General features: G+C 55.5%; 13 protein-coding genes. 12 read left to right on the forward strand and 1 reads right to left on the reverse strand.

From position 1 onward, the window contains the following. Nucleotides 1-126: 126 nt before the first annotated feature. The 12 genes from H6F46_RS14685 to H6F46_RS14740 all read left to right on the forward strand — a co-directional run bounded on the left by H6F46_RS14685 (nucleotide 127) and on the right by H6F46_RS14740 (nucleotide 18,014). Nucleotides 127-1,602 (forward strand): efflux RND transporter periplasmic adaptor subunit, encoded by a 1,476-nt coding sequence (locus H6F46_RS14685; RefSeq protein ID WP_190355503.1) that lies wholly within the window; start codon nucleotides 127-129, stop codon nucleotides 1,600-1,602. Nucleotides 1,603-1,781: 179 nt separating this feature from the next. Further along, on the forward strand, nucleotides 1,782-4,874 hold the full coding sequence (locus tag H6F46_RS14690; RefSeq protein ID WP_190355504.1) for an efflux RND transporter permease subunit: 3,093 nt from the start codon (nucleotides 1,782-1,784) through the stop codon (nucleotides 4,872-4,874). A gap of 78 nt (nucleotides 4,875-4,952) precedes the next feature. Then, on the forward strand, nucleotides 4,953-5,162 hold the full coding sequence (locus H6F46_RS14695; protein ID WP_190355505.1) for a hypothetical protein: 210 nt from the start codon (nucleotides 4,953-4,955) through the stop codon (nucleotides 5,160-5,162). 1,379 nt (nucleotides 5,163-6,541) lie between these two features. Continuing rightward, the gene (gene hoxE / locus H6F46_RS14700; RefSeq protein WP_190355506.1) at nucleotides 6,542-7,108 is read left to right on the forward strand and encodes a bidirectional hydrogenase complex protein HoxE; all 567 of its coding nucleotides are present in this window, start codon (nucleotides 6,542-6,544) and stop codon (nucleotides 7,106-7,108) included. Nucleotides 7,109-7,265: 157 nt separating this feature from the next. Next, on the forward strand, nucleotides 7,266-8,897 hold the full coding sequence (locus H6F46_RS14705) for a NuoF family protein (protein ID WP_190355507.1): 1,632 nt from the start codon (nucleotides 7,266-7,268) through the stop codon (nucleotides 8,895-8,897). A gap of 149 nt (nucleotides 8,898-9,046) precedes the next feature. Further along, nucleotides 9,047-9,763: a bidirectional hydrogenase complex protein HoxU gene (gene hoxU, locus H6F46_RS14710; RefSeq protein ID WP_190355508.1), complete on the forward strand. Its 717-nt coding sequence runs from the start codon at nucleotides 9,047-9,049 to the stop codon at nucleotides 9,761-9,763. Beyond that, on the forward strand, nucleotides 9,751-10,344 hold the full coding sequence (locus tag H6F46_RS14715) for an oxidoreductase (RefSeq protein WP_099535040.1): 594 nt from the start codon (nucleotides 9,751-9,753) through the stop codon (nucleotides 10,342-10,344). The genes hoxU and H6F46_RS14715 overlap by 13 nt, the downstream gene beginning before the upstream one ends. A 15-nt stretch (nucleotides 10,345-10,359) precedes the next feature. Next, nucleotides 10,360-10,722 carry a hypothetical protein gene (locus H6F46_RS14720; RefSeq protein WP_190355509.1) on the forward strand — a complete coding sequence of 121 codons (363 nt, stop codon included), beginning with the start codon at nucleotides 10,360-10,362 and terminating at the stop codon, nucleotides 10,720-10,722. A gap of 97 nt (nucleotides 10,723-10,819) precedes the next feature. After that, nucleotides 10,820-12,259 carry a Ni/Fe hydrogenase subunit alpha gene (locus H6F46_RS14725; protein WP_099535042.1) on the forward strand — a complete coding sequence of 480 codons (1,440 nt, stop codon included), beginning with the start codon at nucleotides 10,820-10,822 and terminating at the stop codon, nucleotides 12,257-12,259. Nucleotides 12,260-12,572: 313 nt separating this feature from the next. Beyond that, nucleotides 12,573-13,157 carry a hydrogenase maturation protease gene (locus H6F46_RS14730; protein ID WP_190355510.1) on the forward strand — a complete coding sequence of 195 codons (585 nt, stop codon included), beginning with the start codon at nucleotides 12,573-12,575 and terminating at the stop codon, nucleotides 13,155-13,157. A gap of 48 nt (nucleotides 13,158-13,205) precedes the next feature. Further along, nucleotides 13,206-16,823, forward strand: coding sequence for a pyruvate:ferredoxin (flavodoxin) oxidoreductase (nifJ, locus tag H6F46_RS14735; protein WP_199291591.1), 3,618 nt, complete (start codon nucleotides 13,206-13,208; stop codon nucleotides 16,821-16,823). 138 nt (nucleotides 16,824-16,961) lie between these two features. After that, entirely contained in the window at nucleotides 16,962-18,014 is a 1,053-nt protein-coding gene (locus H6F46_RS14740; protein WP_190355512.1) for a dihydroorotate dehydrogenase-like protein, read from the forward strand. 71 nt (nucleotides 18,015-18,085) lie between these two features. On the opposite strand, the gene hemH is transcribed toward H6F46_RS14740, so the two are convergent. Beyond that, nucleotides 18,086-19,249: a ferrochelatase gene (gene hemH / locus H6F46_RS14745; RefSeq protein ID WP_190355513.1), complete on the reverse strand. Its 1,164-nt coding sequence runs from the start codon at nucleotides 19,247-19,249 to the stop codon at nucleotides 18,086-18,088. Nucleotides 19,250-19,435: the final 186 nt, after the last annotated feature.

Here is a 19,435-nt window from a genome sequence, read left to right on the forward strand (position 1 = left end):
CAGGTTTGAATTCCTTACCCTGTGGAATTGACCCGCTGGAATTGCCCCTGTGACGTTGGGCGAACAGACCGCCTAACGCCATCGCCGCCAATTGCCTCTCACTTGCCACCCGCCTGGGGTTAAACCATGGCCCTCGACTTGCCCGATCGCACCACAACGGACGCTTCACCCGCACCCATGCCACCGACCCCGATCGATGACGAGATCCTTGATCTGGATGACGAAGCCCTTGACCCTGGAGATGACCTGTGGCTCCCGGGAACTGCTTGGCTGAGCGGCCCCCGGGGGTTGTTGGTGGGACTGGGGGCGGGGGTGTTGGTCAGTTTGGGGGTGAGCTTTGCCCTGGGAGGCCGCAATCCCCAAGCGCAACCCGCCGTGGCCCAACAGCCCGCGACGGCCCCCGCGCCCCCGGCGACCGGCAGCGAACAGCCGGTGACCATTGCCACCGCAGAATTGGCCCAAGTGAGCCGGACGATCGAAGCCAGCGGCACGATCGAGGCCCGTGAGCTAGTGCCCGTGCAACCGCCGGGTACTGGGCTAAAGGTGCTGCAAATTTTGGCCGATGAGGGGCAAGTGGTGCAGCAGGGGCAAACCCTGGCCATCGTGGATGATTCCTTGTTGCGCACCCAGTTGGGTCAAGCCCGCGCCCAGGCCTTGGAAGAGGAAGCGGCCCTGGCAAAGTTGCGCAGTGGGTTCCGGCCGGAGGAAATTGCCCAGGCCCGCGAGGCGGCCCGCCAGGCTGCGGCGGGGGTCGATCGCGCCAGAGCTGACCTGGCCCTTTCAAAATTGCGAGTCGATCGCAACCAGTCCTTGGCCAATGAGGGGGCAATCTCGCGCGATCGCTTGGATGAAGTGATTACCCGGGCCCGGGGCGACGAGGCGGCCCTTGAACAGGCCCAAGCCCGCTTTGCGGAAACCCAGCAGCGCTACCGCCAGTTAGCCACCGGTAACCGCCGAGAAGACATTACCCAAGCGGAAGCCCGCTTTTTGCAGGCGCGTGGCCGGGTGCGCCAAATCATGGAGCAACTCAAAAATTCGCGAGTCTTGGCTCCCGCGCCGGGGGTGATTGTGAAGCGGGAAACCACCGTGGGCAATGTGACGGCCAATACGCCGCTCTTCCAAATTGCAGCGGTGGGCAAGCTGGAACTGCATTTGAAAGTTCCCGAAACCCAACTCCGGGGTATTCAGCCGGGGCAACCGGTGCAGGCGATCGTGGATGCCACCCGGCAGGTGATTAACGGTCGGGTGCGCGAAATTGACCCCACGATCGACCCCCAATCCCGCCTGGCCACGGTCAAGGTGGAACTGCAACCCTCGCCGGGACTGCGCACGGGGATGTTTTTGCGGGCCGCCGTGGGGGTTTCCATGGGTCGCGGCCTGGCGATTCCGGCCAAAGCGGTGTTGCCACAGCCGGATGGCACGGCGATCGCCTATCGCCTGAACCCCGACAACACAGTTAGTGCCCAGCGCGTTGAAGTGGGCAAGGTGCTCCCCGATGGGCGGGTGGAAGTGCGCAGCGGTTTGCAAGCGGGCCAAGGAGTCGTGGTCAAGGGTGGGCCCTACCTGAAAGATGGCGATCGGGTGCGTGTGATGCCCAATTAAATGCCCGTTAATGCCCGTTGATGCTTGTTGATGAGTTGATCAAATGCCCGTTGATTAGCTGAATCAATTGATCAAATGATCAAATGCCTGTCGATCAATTGCCCATTGATCAAATGCCCGTTGTATCGATGTTTTCAGATGCCCAATGCCGTCACTTCGGACGAACGGATTTTTGACCGATGAGTAACTTCAACCTGTCCGCTGGTTCGATTCGGAAACCGATCCCCACGATTTTGGCCTGTTTGGTGGCGGCCATCTTGGGGGTTGCCTCCTTTTTGAATTTGGGCATCGACCAAAGCCCAAATATCGATGTACCGGCGGTGTCCGTCACGGTGATTCAACCCGGCGCGGGGCCCGTGGAACTGGAAACCGAGGTGACCAAAAAGGTGGAGGACGCGATCGCCGCCTTGGGCAACATTGACCAGATGACCTCCACGGTGACCGATGGGCGATCGTTCACGCTGGTCAACTTTGTGCTGGGAACCGATGCCAACCAGGCCACCAATGATGTGCGCAATGCCATCTCCCAGATTCGATCGAGCCTGCCCGCTTCGGTGGATGAGCCGTTGGTCGATCGGGTGGAATTCAGCGGCGGGGCGATCATGACCTACGCCTTGTCGGGCGAGGGAAAATCCGTTGAAGAATTGAGCGATTTGGTCGATCGCACCATTGCCCGGGAATTGCTGTCCGTGTCCGGTGTGGCCCAGGTGGAGCGATTGGGGGGCGTGAGTCGGGCAATTCGGATTGATTTGGATCCGGGGCGACTGTCGGCCTATGGGATTACGGCCACCCAGGTGAATGACCAGGTGCGATCGCTCAATGCCAACTTCCCCGGCGGCCAGGTGGACGTGGGTGGCAGCCAGCAAACGATCCGTACCTTGGGCAGCGCCCGCACCCTCAGCCAACTGCAAAACTACCGAGTTACCCTGCCCAATGGCGGCACGATTCCCCTCGCGAGCCTGGGCCGTGTCAGCGACAGTTTCACGGAACCCAAGGAAGCGGCCTTTTTGAATGGGGAGCCGGCCGTGGCCTTTTCCGTGCTCCGCAGCACTGGCAGCACCCTGGTGACCGTGGAAGAAAATGTCACCAAAGCGGTGGCGGAACTGCAAAAGCGCTTGCCTAATCTCAAATTTGATTTGATTTTTAGCGACGCGGATCCGATTCGGATGACCTATCGATCGACCGTTGAGGAGCTAATTTCTTCCTGCATCCTCACCACGATCGTTGTAGGCATCTTTCTGCGCAACGTTCGCTACACGCTGATTGCGGGGGCGGCCCTGCCGTTGTCGATCATCCCAACCTTTGCGGTGATGCAAATGCTGGGCTACACGCTCAACAGCATGACCCTGCTGGCCTTGGCCCTGGCGATCGGGAACTTGATCGATGACGCGGTGTGCGTGGTGGAGGATGTCGATCGGCACTTGAACATGGGCAAATCGCCCCGACAGGCGGCCTTGGATGCGTCGTCAGAATTGGGCTTTTCCCTGCTGGCCACCGCCGGAACCCTGATCGGCGTGTTCTTGCCGGTGGCCTTCATGGGCGGCATTCCGGGGCAATTTTTCCAGCCCTTTGGGGTCACGGTGGCCGTGTCCACGGTCTTTTCCACCACCGTTGCCTGTACCGTCACGCCCATGATGAGCGCCTACTTGCTGAAACCCAAGGCCAACCTGGAGCTGGTGGCAGAGGCGCAATCGACCGAAACCCAACCGGGCCCCTATCGCCGGGTGCTGGTTTGGGCCCTGCGGCATCGGGTCGCCACCTTGATGATCGCGATCGCCTTTTTCATCGCCAGTTTGCAGTTAGTGCCCTTCATTCCCAAAGGCTTGTTTAGCAGCGGTGACACGGGCCTCAGCACCGTGGAAATTGAACTGCCACCGGGCACGCCCCTCGAAGAAACCGTGGAAGTCATGAGCCGTACCTACGGTCTGCTGAAAGCAAATCCAGCGGTCGATCGGGTGTTGTTTGCCGCTCGCCAAAACAACTTGGCCACGGGGTATGTGAACCTGAAACCCGAAGACCAACGCAGCGTCACCCAGCGGCAGTTTGAGCAACAGATGCGGGAACAGTTCAAGTCGATCGCCGGGGCCCGGGTCACCTTCCAAAGCTTGCAAAGCCGAGGCGGCACCAGCAAAGATCTGCGGATTGTGCTCAAGAGCGAAAACCCGGAACTGCTGACCAAAACCGCCGCTGACTTGGAGCGACAAATGCGCGGACTGTCCGGTTTGGTGGAAGTCACCTCCAGCGCCAGCCTGGTGAAGCCAGAAGTGGCCATCATTCCCGATGTGCAACGGGCAACGGACTTGGGCGTTTCGGTTCAGGCCATTGCCCGTACTGCTACCCTGGCTACAATCGGGGATAACGAATCGAGCTTGGCTAAATTCAACCTGAGCGATCGGCAAATCCCGATTTGGGTAAAAATTGCCCCTCAATTCCGCAGCAACATCGAAACCCTCGAAAATTTGCGGGTTCCCGGTCGCAACGGAGCCATGATTCCCCTCACCAGCGTGGCGGATATTCAGCTCATCAGCGGGCCCGCCCAAATTAATCGCTACAACCGATCGCGTCAAGTCACCCTAGATGCCAATCTGCAAGGCATCTCCCTGGGCACGGCTCTGGAACAGATTCGCGCCCTGCCGGCCATGAACCCCTTGCCCCCCGGCATTGAAGAAGAACCGGCCGGCGATGCCAAAATCATGCGCGATATTTTCAGCCGGTTTTTGTCCGCGCTGGGGTTAGGCGTGCTCTCGATCTACGGGGTGTTGGTGCTGCTCTATAACAGCTTCCTTTACCCGATCGGGATTCTGGCGGCCCTGCCGTTGGCCACGGGAGGCACTTTCCTGGGCCTGTTGGTGATGCAAAAGGAACTGGGTCTCTTTGCCCTGATTGGGATTGTGCTGTTGATGGGGCTGGTCACCAAAAACGCGATTCTGCTGGTGGACTTTGCTCTCGAAGCGGAACGCCACGGACTCCCCCAATCGAAAGCCGTGATTGAATCCGGTGTGGCCCGCCTGCGCCCCATTTTGATGACCTCCGTGTCAACGGTGGTGGGGTTGCTTCCCCTGGCCTTGGGTTTGGGAGCCGGAGCCGAAGAGCGCAGCCCCATGGCCGTCGCCGTGATTGGCGGATTCACCACTTCAACCCTGCTGACGCTGTTGGTGGTGCCTGTGTTGTTTACCTATGTGGACAATATCCAGCATTGGTTCAAGCAACTGGTGGGGATTGAGCCGCGTCGCCGCCGTCGATCGACCGTTCGCAAAGTTCTGGAGTCGTGATCTCCGCCACAGGAACGCCCCCTAAGAACGGCATACAATCAGATCAGAACCGGCGAACCTAAGCCTGGGGGTGTCTTGATGTTGGTCATGCTCCTGAACAGTGGCTTGTTGACCCCTAAAGATGTTTGCCAAGGTTGCCTGTGGGCCGATCGCACGGGTAACCCGCGTTGGCAGAATGGTCACCTCTCCTGTGCCCATGCGGTGCGCCCTGCCGCCGACAACCAACCCGCTTGCTATGAGTGTGAGATGGGTTTTCTCCTAGCGGATGTTCGCAGCCACTTGGGTTAAGTCTTTAGCTGCGCGATTTTCAGTGACCTGTGGATGGCGGGTGTGGCAATTAGGTTGTCCATGCCCGCCTCTTGTTATTAAATTTCCTATCAAACTTCCTATCAAATTTCCAAAGCAATTTCACCAATAGCCCAATTCTGTAGCTAAATCGATCGGCCCAATGGGGTGACTGCATGAGGCGGCTGAACCGAGATCAAAAGCTCCATTAAACGAGAATGCTTTGGTTGAGTGAGGTTTCCATTCGCCTTGATGGGAATGATGCGACTTGTTAGCGAATTTTCTGGCGAATTCTGTTCAGATATTTCATCAAGATAGGTTAAGAAACCGTGATTTAAACTTGGGTTAAACTTCAGATCTCGATCGAGTCTAATCGGCTGGTTGCTCCGTTTCATAGATAATTTCTCAATTAGCCGGTAATTGGCCAGTAATTAGCCGGAGGGTGTGCTAATTGCCCCACGAAGCCACGGTAAAAATGGGAAGGAACCGGTTAAGAATCGATCGATGCAAGAAATTAAGTAATTTTTGATCGCTTTTTGTTGTTTTAATGGCTTCTTCCAAAATGCATCAATCGACACTTTTCATCGGAAATTTTTGCTAATTTGGGAAAATTCGGCCGCTAAACAACCCAAGAGAATTTGTTTAGATTTCTATCGCCCAAGCAAGTATTTACAAATTTTACAAAAATCGCACTATTTTGCTCGGCATTCCTTAAGAAAACCGATCGCTCCCTCAATTCATCTGGGAACTGACGCTAGGCTAGATTTGTGATTCGATCTTGCCCCCGCTGTGGCCACCCATGCTCGACCTCCACGGGCGATCGGGGATGGAAATCACGGAACGGCGATCGGGTCATGATTTTCCCTTCTCTTTTGGCATGAATTCCCCGAAGGATTGATGCTTCTGGCTAACCCTTCCGTGGCTTCTGCACCGGATCTAGCGCTACCAGCTCACGACTTGATTGCTTTCCTTTGCCTTAACCAACCCATTAGCCGCATCAAGCTAGCCTAATCAAATTCAACCGCGCCCAATGAAGTTGGCTGTTTTGAATTGGCTGCCCTGAATTAATTCCTTTGAATTGGCTGTCCTGAATCTACCCGCATCAGCTCAATGCTTCTGAGGTTCAGCCTTTGCCAAAGGAAGCTCGCCTGATCCAGTTTTCTGAACATTTTTGAACATTTGAGATAACCAATCACCCGCTTGATCGCTGCAAGGTTGTTGCCATGGCAGCGCTGTAAGGGGTTGCTTTGTGCTGCCTTGGCACAACGGCACAACATTGGTTGAGAGTCATGAAAGTGAGTGGAACTATGGCTATTGCAACTAAGCCTGATCAAGATCAGCCGGTCAGTCAACCCTCTGGTGCTGTCTCTGCGAATGCCCCAATGAGTCAATCTGGATCGGCTGGGTCGGCTGGGTCGGCTGGATCAAAGGCTTCTGGGTCGAAGGGTTCTAAAACTGCAAGGGCAACTGATTCTTCGGCGGTTGATAAACGGTTCAAGGCGTTGGATTTGGTGATGAAACGCCAACAATATCGCCAGGATGCTTTGATTGAAGTTCTGCACCGGGCCCAAGAAATTTTCGGTTATTTAGAGGAAAAAACGCTACTGCATGTGGCTCGATCGCTCCAATTACCTGCGAGCCATGTGTTGGGTGTCGCCACGTTTTATCACCTCTTTTCCCTCAAGCCCAGCGGTGAACATACCTGCGTGGTTTGTTTGGGAACCGCTTGCTATGTCAAGGGGAGCGGCGATGTGCTGAATGCTTTGGAAAAACACACCGGTATTCAGTCGGGAGCCACCACCAGCGACGGCAAAGTTTCGTTGGTGACGGCCCGTTGCATTGGAGCCTGCGGCATTGCGCCAGCGGTGGTGTTTGACGGGCAAGTGGCGGCGCAGGTGACCACAGAACAGGCGATCGCCCGCATTGATCAGTGGCGTGGTGATGCATGAATCGTTGGGTTGCGAATCGTGGTTACCTGTGGCCTGCCCATGATTCGCCCTGAATGACCTACTCAAAATGACGTGCATTATCCGTTAATGTGCTGCCCCGTTTGTCGCCCCGTTTGCCCCCAATCTACTGACCAAGCTGCCTGAGGAGTCCGAATCCATGGATGGTCATGAACTGCTCGATCTCGCGGAACAATGTGCCCAGGCGAAAAAGCCCATTCGTGTACATTGCTGCACTTCCACGGGCTGCCAAGCGGCTCGATCGCTCGAAGTTAAAAAAGCCCTTGAACAACGGGTTCAGGATTGCCAACTAGCCGATCGCGTGGAAGTGGTTGGCGTGGGTTGCATGGGGTTTTGTGGTCAGGGGCCGATGGTGGAATTGGACTCCACCGATCCCCAGGTAACAACCACCCATTACGAAAAGGTGACCCCGGCACAGGCCCCCTCAATTATTGACACCATTCAAGGGGGCGAAACCGATGCCCTACAGGGCAATTCGCAACACCCATTTTTTGCGAAGCAGTTGCTGATTGTGCGGAACCACAGCGGCAAAGTTGACCCGGAGCGCATTGAAGAATCGATCGCCCTTGGTGCTTATCAAGCCCTCCACCATGCCCTGTTTGAACTCACCCCAGAAGCGGTGGTTCAAGAAATCTCGAAATCGGGCCTGCGGGGTCGAGGCGGTGCGGGCTATCCCACAGGGTTGAAGTGGGCCACGGTGGCCAAAATGCCCCCCGGCCAGAAGTATGTGATCTGTAATGGAGACGAAGGGGATCCAGGCGCATTCATGGATCGCAGCGTTCTGGAGAGCGATCCCCACCGGATCCTAGAAGGCATGGCGATCGCGGGCTATGCCGTGGGAGCTGACCAAGGGTTTATCTATGTGCGAGCGGAATATCCCCTAGCGATTCATCGCCTGCAAAAGGCCATTCAACAGGCCAAGCAAAAGGGATTTTTAGGGAGCCAAATCTTTGGATCGGGTTTTGATTTCAAGGTGGATATTCGGGTGGGGGCTGGGGCCTTTGTTTGTGGCGAAGAAACGGCCCTGATTGCTTCCGTGGAAGGCAAGCGCGGCACTCCCCGCCCCCGGCCGCCCTACCCGGCCATTTCGGGCCTCTGGCAAGCGCCCACCCTGATCAACAACGTGGAAACCTTCGCCAACATTGCCCCGATCATTCGCAAGGGCGCGGATTGGTTTGCGGGCATTGGCACGGAAACCAGCAAGGGCACCAAAATCTTTTCCTTGACCGGCAAGGTTTGCAACACCGGCCTCATTGAAGTGCCGATGGGCATTAGCTTGCGAACGATCGTGGAAGAAATGGGCGGCGGTGTTTCCGAAGGGCAGGTGAAAGCAGTTCAAACGGGCGGCCCCTCGGGCGGCTGCATCCCCAGCAGCTATCTGGACACGCCTGTGGATTACGAGTCCTTGGCGGCATTGGGGTCAATGATGGGATCCGGCGGCATGGTGGTGATGGATGACAAAACCAGCATGGTGGAGGTGGCGCGGTTCTATATGGAATTTTGCCGCAGTGAGTCTTGTGGGCGCTGTGTGCCTTGCCGGACGGGCACGGTTCAACTCCATGATTTGCTGACCAAGCTGGTGGAAGGTCGGGGCACGGCCTTCGATCTGGCGCAAATGGAAAGCCTTTGTCAGGTGGTGCGCCACACCAGCCTTTGCGGGTTGGGCATGTCGGCTCCGAATCCGATCATGAGCACGTTGCGCTATTTCCCGGAGGAATATCAAGCCCTGTTGCAGCCCGATCGCTGGCGAATTCCGGCGACGGTTTCTTGAGGGAGATGCATCAGGTTGAACCTAATCATTAAACCCAGTGGTTGAACCTAATGATTGAACCTAATGATTGAACCTAATTACTGATCTTTTGCTGATCTTCTTTGGCTGATCGAAGCAAGCAATTTCATGGGACTGAAGGGATTTAACGTATGGCTGTCGTAACGCTGACAATTGATGGGGTGGCGGTCGCCGCTGAAGCAAAAGCCAGTATTTTGCAGGCGGCGCGATCGGCTGGCATTGCCATTCCCACCCTGTGCCATTTGGAAGGGGTTTCGGATGTGGGAGGCTGTCGTCTTTGTGTGGTGGAAGTGGCGGGAATTAACAAACTATTGCCCGCCTGTGTGACCCAAGTGGCCGAGGGCATGGCGGTGCAAACCAACACGCCCACGTTGCAGTCCTACCGCCGAACCTTGGTGGAATTGCTCTTTGCAGAAGGCAACCATGTTTGTTCCGTTTGCGTGGCCAATAATCACTGTGAATTGCAGGATATGGCCACCACGGTGGGAATGGATCATAGCCATTTTGCCTACCAATTTCCCAAGCGGGATGTGGATGTTTCCCATGAAAAATTCGGACTCGATCGCAACCGTTGTATCTACTGCACCCGCTGCATTCGAGTGTGCGACGAAATTGAAGGAGCCAGGGTTTGGGATATTGCGTTCCGGGGCGAACGGGTCAAATTAATTGCCGGTTTGGATCAGCCCTGGGGTGATGTGGAGGCTTGCACATCCTGCGGTAAATGCGTGGATGCTTGCCCCACGGGTGCTTTGTTTAAAAAAGGATCAACGGTTGCGGAAATGACGCGCGATCGCGATCGCCTGCAATTTTTGCAATCCGCCAGGGAGGAACACCAATGGACACGCTAACCAATCCCGCTCAAGGGGCTGCGGTGGCCACGGAAGGAGCCGATCGCCCCAAATTGCGCTTTGCAACCGTTTGGTTAGGGGGCTGTTCCGGTTGTCACATGTCCTTTTTGGACTTAGATGAATGGCTGTTTGAGCTGGCGAAATACGCGGAGGTGGTGTTTAGCCCCGTGGGCAGCGATGCCAAGATTTTTCCCGATCAGGTGGATATTTGCCTGGCAGAAGGAGCCGTTGCCAATGAGGAAAATTTGGAATTTATCCAAAAGGTGCGATCGCGTAGCAAGCTGTTAATTTCCTTTGGCGATTGTGCGGTGAATGGCAATGTAACCGCCATGCGCAATCCGAGCGCTACCGTTGAAGAAATTCTCGATCGTTGCTATCTGGAATTGGCGGATTTATCGCCGCAATATCCTCGAGAACCGGGCATTGTACCGCCCTTGATTAAACAGGCCTTGCCCGTCCATCAAGTGGTTCCTGTGGATGTGTTTTTGCCCGGTTGTCCGCCCTCGGCTGCTCAAATTCAAAGCGCCCTGGAGTCACTTTTTACCGGCGAAGCCCAAGCAGCCAAGCTGAAATTCGGTTAGGGACAGGGGGCAGCAATGGCAGGCGATCGACGGCGGCAACCATGGCGAATTTGGCTTTCGAGGGGACTCTTGATCGGGGCGATCGGGCTGATCTTATCCCTTTGGAGCTTAGGAGCCAGGGCCAATTCCCCCAGCACCTGTCAATACAAAGAGCGCCCCCTATTTGGCAAGGTGCAAATTGTTGAATCCTTTCCCGATTTTACGGTGCAGGTTGTTGAAGCATTCCCCGATTTGAAAGTGCAAATCGTCAACGCATTTCCCGATCGGTGTGGTGAGTGGCAATTTGTCAATGCTTTCCCCGACTTCAAAATCAAATTTGTGACGGCATTTCCTGACTTCAAAATTCAGTTTGTCACCAGCTTCCCGGGCTTAACCTAAGCGTAACCCCAGTAAAGTAGGGCTAGCGTTGGTAGAAATTAGCCATTGAAAATGGGCAAATTGGACTGCGGTAATCCTCTGAAATCATGCGAGCATTATGAGTTCCAAACTGGTTATTGATCCGGTCACCCGCATTGAAGGTCATGCCAAAATCTCCCTATTTTTGGATGATGCGGGAAAGGTTGAAGATGCCCACTTTCATGTGGTTGAATTTCGCGGATTTGAAAAATTCTGCGAAGGACGACCCATGTGGGAAATGGCGGGAATTACCTCCCGCATCTGTGGCATTTGCCCCGTGAGCCACTTGTTGGCCTCTGCAAAAACCGGCGACAAAATTTTGGCCGTGCGTGTCCCGATCGCGGGTGAAAAGTTGCGGCGGATGATGAACCTGGGGCAAATTTTGCAATCCCATGCCCTCAGCTTTTTCCATCTCAGCAGCCCCGATTTTCTGTTGGGTTGGGACAGTGACCCAGGCCAACGCAATGTTTTTGGATTAATGGCAGCGAATCCGGACTTGGCGCGGGCGGGGATTCGGTTGCGGCAGTTTGGCCAAACGGTGATTGAGCTGCTGGGAGCGCGCAAAATCCATGCGGCTTGGCCGGTTCCTGGCGGGGTTCGCTATCCCTTGTCCGATGAAGGAAAAGCTTGGATTCAAGACCGATTGCCAGAATCACGAGCCACAATTTTAAGCGCGATCGAACTATTTGAGTCGTGGCTTGATGCCCATCCGGTGGAAGTCGATGTGTTTGGTAAATTTCCATCGCTCTTCATGAGTTTGGTGGGTGACGATGGACGCTGGGAGCATTACGGCGGTCATCTGCGCATCATTGACAGTGAAGGGCAAATTGTCGCCGATCGCCTTTCGGAAGATGACTATCAATCCTTCATTGGCGAAGCCGTTGAACCCTGGTCTTATCTGAAGTTTCCCTACTACAAACCCTTGGGTTATCCCGATGGTGTGTATCGCGTGGGGCCCCTGGCTCGGTTGAATATTTGTGACTTCATTGGCACGCCAGAAGCCGATCGGGCCCTGGAGCGATTTAGACAGCGGGCCGGTGGGCGAGTGGCCACTTCTTCGTTTTTCTATCACTACGCTCGATTGATTGAAATTTTGGCCTGTGTTGAGGCGATCGAACAGTTAGTGAATGATCCTGATGTGCAGTCGCCTCGGGTGCGGGCGGAAGCTGGTATTAATGAGCTGAATGGCGTTGGTGTGAGCGAAGCACCTCGGGGCACGTTATTTCATCATTACCAAGTGGATGAAAACGGCTTAATTCAATCGGTGAATCTGATCATTGCCACGGGTCAAAATAACTTGGCGATGAATCGCACCATCAAACAAATTGCTCAACATTATGTTGAAGGCAGTAGCGATGGATCGATTCCAGAGGGAATTTTGAATCGGGTTGAAGCGGGAATTCGAGCCTTTGATCCTTGCTTGAGTTGTTCAACCCATGCGGTGGGGCAAATGCCGCTGAAACTAGATGTGTTCAATGCCGATCGGGTACTGATTCAGACTCTGGAGCGGTCTTCCTAGTAGCGTGGCTGCCTTAATTCGCTGGGTTAAATTACATGGCTATTACCGTCACCAAATCGTTAGGCAGCAAGGGGCTTAAGCCCCTTGTTACCACGACTGGCTCCGCAACTTCGACTCAATGTATTAAGCCTGTCATGCTACTAGGAATTGCAGGTGAAAAATTGAGTTTTGACTGATGGTATTAACTACCGGACAGGATCAACTCCCGATCGATGGGTGAGCAACCCCTTGAACTCAATGACCCAATGACTCAGTTGAAACAGTTCAGTGGTATTGACCAGACTCTCGTTAATTTTTGAGGTGCGATCGCCCTATGGTTATCCATCTTCCATCCCCGATCTTGGTGATTGGTTATGGCAACACTCTCCGCAGTGATGACGGTGTGGGGCCAGCGGTCGTCCAAGCCATTTCCCAATGGCAAAATTCACAACTTCAAACCCTCATTTGTCATCAATTAACCCCGGAGTTAGCCGATTCGATCGCGGGAGCTGGCTTGGTAATTTTCGTTGATGCCTTAGACTGCAATGCCCTGAAAATGTCTGCTCCCAAAACCCAACTGCGATCGCTAGATTTGGGAATTCGCCCACCCACCCCAGCTTCCGCCACGGTCACCGCTGAAAATCTAGAAACTCCAAGTCTTTTGGGCCATTTCTATCAACCTGAAAGTCTGCTGCACATGACGAAATGGCTCTATGGCCATGTGCCCCCGGCTTGGTTAATTGCAGTGCCTGCGGTGTCCTTTGAGTTGGGCTGCGAATTTTCTGAAATTGCCATTCAAGGAATGCAACGGGCGCTGGTTGTCATTCAAACCCTGATTGACGAGGTACAAGGCATGACGACTCATTTTCCCTCGCTTCATCTGCCTAGTGAATCGCTGAAATTACCCGTCCGAATCTAAATCAATTGCCCGCTGTTTTTCTCTGTGCCTTTTGCTGGAGTGATGACCATGAAACGCCACCAAACCATGACCCTCGACGGTAACGAAGCTGTTGCCAAAATTGCCTACAGTCTCAGTGAACTAATTGTTATTTACCCCATTACGCCCGCTTCGCCCATGGGGGAATGGTCTGATGCTTGGGCAGCCCAAAACAAACCCAATCTTTGGGGATCTGTGCCAAGTGTGGTGGAAATGCAGAGCGAAGCCGGAGCGGCGGGCACGCTGCATGGGGCGCTCCAGGCGGGATCCCTGGCCACAACCTTCACGGCTTCCCAAGGGTTGCTGTTGATGATTCCCAACATGTACAAAATTGCTGGGGAATTGACCGGTGCGACCTTGCATGTGGCTGCCCGATCGCTCGCGGCCCAAGGGTTGTCAATTTTTGGGGATCACAGCGATGTGATGGCCACGCGGGGCACGGGTTGGGCGCTGTTGTGTTCTGCTTCGGTGCAAGAAGCCCATGATTTTGCTGCAATTTCCCACATTGCGGCCTTGAAATCTCGAGTGCCATTTCTGCACTTTTTTGATGGCTTTCGGACTTCCCACGAAATTCAGAAAATTGTTCCCGTGGATGAAGATCATTTGCGAGCAATGATCCCCGAAGCGGCGATTTTGGAGCACCGCGATCGCGCCCTCACTCCCGATCGCCCGGTGATGCGTGGCACGGCCCAAAATCCCGATGTTTATTTCCAAGGTCGGGAAAGCGTCAACCCGTTTTATCTTGCCTGCTCGGAAATTGTGAAATCCGTGATGGCGGAATTTGGCAACCTGACGGGACGGGTTTATCAGCCCTTTGAATATGTGGGTGATCTGGAAGCGGAATCCGTGGCGATTCTGATGGGTTCCGGTTGCGAAACCGTTGAAGAAACGGTGCAAGCCCTGAATCAACAGGGACAGAAATTGGGAGTCTTGAAAGTTCGTTTATATCGTCCTTGGAGCGCGGCAGATTTCCTCACCGTATTGCCCACCAGCACCAAACGCATTGCCGTGCTCGATCGCACCAAAGAACCCGGCGCATTGGGCGAACCGCTTTATTTGGACGTGGTGGCAACGGTTCAACAATCGGCGCAACACCAGGCGGTCAAAACCATGATCGGCGGGCGCTATGGATTGTCTTCCAAGGAATTCACACCGGCCATGGTGAAGGCGGTGTTTGAAAATCTGCAATCGCCGGAACCCAAGAATGGATTCACGGTAGGAATTGTGGATGATGTGAGCTTCACGTCTTTGGACTTCGACCCCAACTTTGCTTTGCCGGGCGATCGCACCTTTGCGGCCATTTTCTATGGCTTGGGGGCCGATGGAACCGTGGGAGCCAACAAAAACACGATCGAAATTATTGGCGACAGCACCGATCAATATGCCCAAGGCTATTTCGTCTATGACTCCAAGAAGTCGGGGGCGATGACCGTTTCCCACCTGCGCTTTGGGGCTGACCCCATTCGGGCCCCTTACCTAATTGAAGGTGCGAATTTCATTGGCTGTCACCAGTGGATGTTCCTGGAACGCTATGAGATTTTGGACAAGGCCCTTGATGGAGCAACGGTGCTGATCAACGCGGCCTATCCGGCGGAGGAAATTTGGGATCATTTACCGCTAGAAGCCCAAGAAATTATCATTCGGAAGCAACTGAAACTTTGGGCAATTGATGCCTATAAAGTGGCTCGCGAGAGTGGCACGGGCGGTCACATTAATATTCCAATGCAGGTTTGTTTCTTCACTTTGACGGGGGTGCTGCCCCAGGAAGAAGCCCTCAATCAAATTCGGGCGGCAATTCAAAAAACCTACGGCAAAAAGGGCAGCGCCGTGGTGAATATGAATCTGCGGGCGGTAGATAACACCCTGTCGAATTTGCAAGAGGTGCCGATTCGATCGGCCCAATCCACCTTGCACCGGTTGCCCATGGTGTCCGATCGCGCGCCGGATTTTGTGCGCAATGTGCAGGGGGCGATGATGGCTCGGGAGGGCGATCGACTGCCGGTGAGCGCCTTGCCCTGCGATGGCACCTATCCCACGGGCACGTCCCAATGGGAAAAACGCAACATTGCCCAGCAACTGCCTGAATGGGATCCAGCGGTTTGTGTGCAGTGTGGCAAGTGCATCGCCATTTGTCCCCATGCCACCATTCGCGGCAAATCCTACGATCCGTCCGCTTTGGGAGATGCGCCGGCCGGGTTCCGGGTGGCCGACACGCGCGACCCAGACTTCAAGGGCGAAAAATTCACCATTCAGGTGGCTCCGGAAGACTGCACCGGCTGCGGTCTTTGTGTGGAAATTTGCCCCGCGAAGGATCGCAAGCGCCCCTCGCGCAAGGCGCTGAATTGGGTGAACCCCAACGAGGTACGCGACGCGGAGCGGACGAATTGGGACTTTTTCTTGGGGCTGCCAAATCCCGATCGCGCCAAATTGCATCCCGATCGGCTGCGTCAACAGCAATGGCAAGAGCCGCTCTTTGAATTCTCAGGGGCCTGTGCCGGTTGCGGCGAAACGCCCTACCTGAAGTTGGTGTCCCAATTGTTTGGCGATCGGGCATTGATTGCCAACGCCACCGGTTGCTCCTCGATCTATGGCGGCAACCTGCCCACCACCCCTTGGACTAAAAATGCTGATGGCCGCGGCCCCGCCTGGGCAAACAGCCTGTTTGAGGACAACGCGGAATTTGGCCTTGGGTTCCGCCTGTCCGTGAATCAGCAAGCCACCTTTGCCAGCGAGCTGCTGAAGCGGTTGGCTGGGGAGCTGGGTGACAGCACGGTTCAAGACCTGTTGCAGGCGGAACAGCGCACCGAAGCGGAAATTTGGGAACAGCGCGATCGGGTGGCCAGCCTGAAAACGCGCCTCCCCGAGATCAATCACCCCGATGCTCGGCGGTTGCTGGCCGTGGCAGACTACCTCGTCAAGAAATCCGTCTGGATTGTGGGGGGTGACGGTTGGGCCTATGACATTGGCTTTGGTGGTTTGGATCATGTCCTGGCCAGCGGCCAAAACGTCAATGTGTTGGTTTTGGATACGGAAGTTTATTCCAACACGGGGGGGCAAGCTTCAAAATCAACGCCCCGAGGCGCGGTGGCTAAGTTTGCCGCTGGTGGTAAGCCCGCCGCCAAGAAAGATCTCGGGGCGATCGCCATGACCTACGGCAACATCTACGTGGCCAGCGTAGCCATGGGGGCCCGTGATGAACATACCCTGCGGGCTTTTCTGGAGGCAGAGGCCTACGACGGCCCCTCGCTGATTTTGGCCTATAGCCACTGCATCGCCCATGGCATTGACATGAGCAAGGGCACGACTCACCAGAAAGCTGCGGTGGATAGCGGTCGTTGGTTCCTCTATCGCTATAACCCGGATCTGGTGGCCCAGGGCAAAAATCCGCTGCATTTGGATTCCCCTGCGCCGAAGATGCCTGTGGCGGCGGCCATGGATATGGAAACCCGCTTCAAGATGTTGAGCAAGACCAACCCGGCCGCCGCGCAACAGTTGGCCCAACAGGCGCAGGCGGACATTAACCACCGCTGGCGGTTCTATCAATACCTGGCGGCCCAGTCGATCGGGCAGCCCCAATCAGCCGATCGCCCCAGCCCAACGCCGCCAGGGGATGCTGCATCTTCCTCGGAACCCAAGCCGGTGTCCTAGGCCCCGTTCCTGAAATCCCCTGACTGAAATCCCCTGAATGAAGCCTTGGATGGGCCGATCGCCCGATCGGCTCACCCCGTCCCAGTTCTCTTCGCCCCTAGCCTCCCCACCTAGCGCCCTAATCTAGCGCCCTAATCTATGGATCTGCACACCACCTATCTGGGTCTCACCCTTCGATCGCCCCTGGTACCTTCGGCCGCTGCTCCGCTCACCAGTTCCCTCGATCACCTGCGTCGCTTAGAAGATGCCGGAGCGGGGGCGATCGTCTTGCCCTCCCTATTTGAAGAACAACTGGTGCAAGACAGCTTTGAGCTGCACCACCATCTCAGCCATGGGCGCGACAGCTATCCCGAAGCCCTCACCTACTTTCCTGAGCCGGAAGCCTTCCGCCTTGGCCCCGAGCATTATCTCGACCACATTCGCACCGCCAAAGCCGCCCTCAGCATTCCGATCATTGCCAGCCTCAATGGCTATTCCCCCGGTGGTTGGGTGGAATATGCCCGATCGATCCAGGAAGCCGGGGCCGACGCGATCGAGCTAAACCTTTACTTTGTCCCCAGCGACCCGGACATTTCCGGCCTGGATATTGAGCAATCGTTCCTCACCACCCTGCGGGCCGTCAAAGCCGAAGTGAGCATTCCGGTTGCGGTCAAAATCAGCCCTTACTTCAGCAGCCTGGCCAACATGGCCCAGCGCTTTGACGAAGCTGGAGCCGATGCCTTGGTGCTGTTCAATCGGTTTATGCAGCCCGACATCGACCCGATCGAGCTGGAGGTGCGTCCCGTTCCCTATCTCAGCTCCGCCAATGATTTGCGGCTGCCCCTGCGCTGGATTGCACTGCTCTATGGCCGGTTAGAGACGGATTTGGCGGCCACAGGTGGGGTGCAACATGGGGCCGATGTGGTGAAATTGCTGATGGCTGGGGCCAAAATTACCCAGGTTTGTTCCGTGCTGCTGCGCCATGGTCTGGAGCATTTGCGCGTTCTGGAGCGAGAACTGGTGGCCTGGCTAGAGGCTCAGGAATATAACTCCGTTGAGGAATTGCGAGGAGTGATGAGCCAAGTCCATTGCCCTGACCCCAGCGCCTACGAACGGGCCCAATACCTGAAGACGCTGCAATCTTTCCGGGTGGATGCGGGCTACGGGTTGATTCTCGATCCACCCATTCACAGCGGCTTCTTGCCTTCCTGAGATCGAACAAGCCTGGGGCGGGGATTAGCACACCCGCCCCAGGCACACCGGGTCTTGGGCCGATCGCCCCGCTAGAGTAACCCAGCCAAGTGCAGCGGCCCGCGGCCGCTAATCAACTCCAACGCCAGCGCCAGGAAGCCCAGCATGGCCAAGCGACCATTCCACACTTCCGCCGCCGTGGTCAAACCCCATTCCCAACGCTCTTGGGGATAGATCTTGGCCTTGTCGGGCGGGTGCAAGGTTTGGGCCAGGGTCATGCCCTTGCCATCTAGGGTTTCGATCGCCAGGTTGGCCAAATCCTCAATGAAACCCGGATGGACATTCAGGGCGGGCACGCGGTGGAAATTATGAATCCCCGCTTCTTCGGCCACTTCCCGATATTCCATGTCAATTTCTTCAAGGGTTTCGATGTGCTCAGACACGAAACTAATCGGCACCACCACCAGGGTTTTCACCCCTTGGGCGGCCAGTTCCTTGATCGCATCGTCCGTGTAGGGCTGTAACCACTCGATCGGGCCCACCCGGCTTTGATAGGCCAGGGTATGTTGGTTGGGCCGATTCAGGGTGCGAATAATCCGCGCTACGCAGTCTTCAATTTCTTGCTGGTAGGGGTCGCCCGCCTCGGTCACGTAGCTGACGGGCACACCGTGGGCACTAAAGAAAATGTGGGCGCTGTTGGGATCTTCACAGTGATCGAGTTCCGTGGCAATCAAATCCGCCATGGCCCGCAGATAACCGGGGCGATCGTACCAAGACTGCACCACGCGATGGTCGATCGTTTGCAGGGTTTGATCCTTTTCCATCAGCCGCTCAATCAGGCGGAAGCTGGAGCCGCTGGTGCTAATTGAAAATTGCGGATAAAGCGGCAAAATTGCCAAGTTATCTACGCCATCCCGCTTGATCTGATCCAGTGCTTCTTCGGTGAAGGGATACCAATAGCGCATTCCAATGTAGATCTTGGCATCGCGGCCCCGTTCCCGCAGCTTGCCTTCCAGGGCGCGGGCCTGGTCTTCAGTGATTTGCCGCAGGGGTGAGCCGCCACCAATTTGCTTGTAGCCCTCTTGGGATTTGGAAGCCCGCAGGGTGGAGATCAGCCAGGCCAGGGGCTTTTGCAGAATTGGGCTGGGCAACCGGATAATTTCGGGATCGGAAAATAGGTTAAACAGGAAGGGCCGCACGTCTTCCAGCTTTTCCGGCCCCCCTAGGTTGAGCAATAAGACCCCATCTCGACCCATAACCTTTTGCTTCCCGTTCCGCTGTTGGTGTTTCTTTTCAGATTCTTAACTGATATTAACAATATCTTGAGGTTTGCGCTGACGGGCGATCGCCCCATCATCTGAACCTGGCAAGGGAACCCGGCAAGGGACTTCGCAACTGTCTGAAACACAGAATCCTCAAGGCGTTCGGTCATCGACCCTAAT

It is taken from the genome of Limnothrix sp. FACHB-1083 (genome assembly GCF_014696485.1).
In the GTDB taxonomy this organism is placed as follows: Bacteria; Cyanobacteriota; Cyanobacteriia; order CACIAM-69d; family CACIAM-69d; genus CACIAM-69d.

Coding starts and splice junctions, on each gene's coding strand:
- H6F46_RS14685 (WP_190355503.1), top strand. CDS start 127: ATGGCCCTCGACTTGCCCGATCGCACCACAACGGACGCTTCACCCGCA.
- H6F46_RS14690 (WP_190355504.1), top strand. CDS start 1,782: ATGAGTAACTTCAACCTGTCCGCTGGTTCGATTCGGAAACCGATCCCC.
- H6F46_RS14695 (WP_190355505.1), top strand. CDS start 4,953: ATGTTGGTCATGCTCCTGAACAGTGGCTTGTTGACCCCTAAAGATGTT.
- hoxE (WP_190355506.1), top strand. CDS start 6,542: ATGAGTCAATCTGGATCGGCTGGGTCGGCTGGGTCGGCTGGATCAAAG.
- H6F46_RS14705 (WP_190355507.1), top strand. CDS start 7,266: ATGGATGGTCATGAACTGCTCGATCTCGCGGAACAATGTGCCCAGGCG.
- hoxU (WP_190355508.1), top strand. CDS start 9,047: ATGGCTGTCGTAACGCTGACAATTGATGGGGTGGCGGTCGCCGCTGAA.
- H6F46_RS14715 (WP_099535040.1), top strand. CDS start 9,751: ATGGACACGCTAACCAATCCCGCTCAAGGGGCTGCGGTGGCCACGGAA.
- H6F46_RS14720 (WP_190355509.1), top strand. CDS start 10,360: ATGGCAGGCGATCGACGGCGGCAACCATGGCGAATTTGGCTTTCGAGG.
- H6F46_RS14725 (WP_099535042.1), top strand. CDS start 10,820: ATGAGTTCCAAACTGGTTATTGATCCGGTCACCCGCATTGAAGGTCAT.
- H6F46_RS14730 (WP_190355510.1), top strand. CDS start 12,573: ATGGTTATCCATCTTCCATCCCCGATCTTGGTGATTGGTTATGGCAAC.
- nifJ (WP_199291591.1), top strand. CDS start 13,206: ATGAAACGCCACCAAACCATGACCCTCGACGGTAACGAAGCTGTTGCC.
- H6F46_RS14740 (WP_190355512.1), top strand. CDS start 16,962: ATGGATCTGCACACCACCTATCTGGGTCTCACCCTTCGATCGCCCCTG.
- hemH (WP_190355513.1), bottom strand. CDS start 19,249: ATGGGTCGAGATGGGGTCTTATTGCTCAACCTAGGGGGGCCGGAAAAG.